General features: G+C 56.4%; 1 protein-coding gene. It reads left to right on the top strand.

Going from position 1 to position 275, the window contains the following annotated elements:
- Positions 1 to 275 (top strand): hypothetical protein (locus SB765_RS29515; RefSeq protein ID WP_410932474.1); only part of this gene is annotated, 275 nt, incomplete at both ends.

Genomic DNA, 275 nt, shown 5'->3' with positions numbered 1-275 from the left:
ATTACAGGCGATCGAAGCAGTCTGCGATCTGTTCCGTGGTCAGGAAGCGTGCCGTACCGAGTTTACGGTCACGATGAAGGTCTCCGCCCCAGCAAAAAGCGATCTCTTTCCCGACAATCCTCCGCAGCAGTTTGCGCTAGGCATCGCCGAGTCCGATCTGGGTGTGGGTAATCGCCTGACGTTGCTCGACGACGAACTAAACAAGAACTTGAGCGACATTCAGCTGCGTGGCGGGCTACCGCCCTCCGGTATGTTTAATTCAGGGGAGTTCACCG

It is taken from the genome of Pseudomonas sp. SIMBA_067, assembly GCF_046534675.1.
In the GTDB taxonomy this organism is placed as follows: domain Bacteria; phylum Pseudomonadota; class Gammaproteobacteria; order Pseudomonadales; family Pseudomonadaceae; genus Aquipseudomonas; species Aquipseudomonas putida.
The sequence above is the reverse complement of the archived record's forward strand: the minus strand, read 5'-3'. Positions and strand labels throughout refer to the sequence as shown.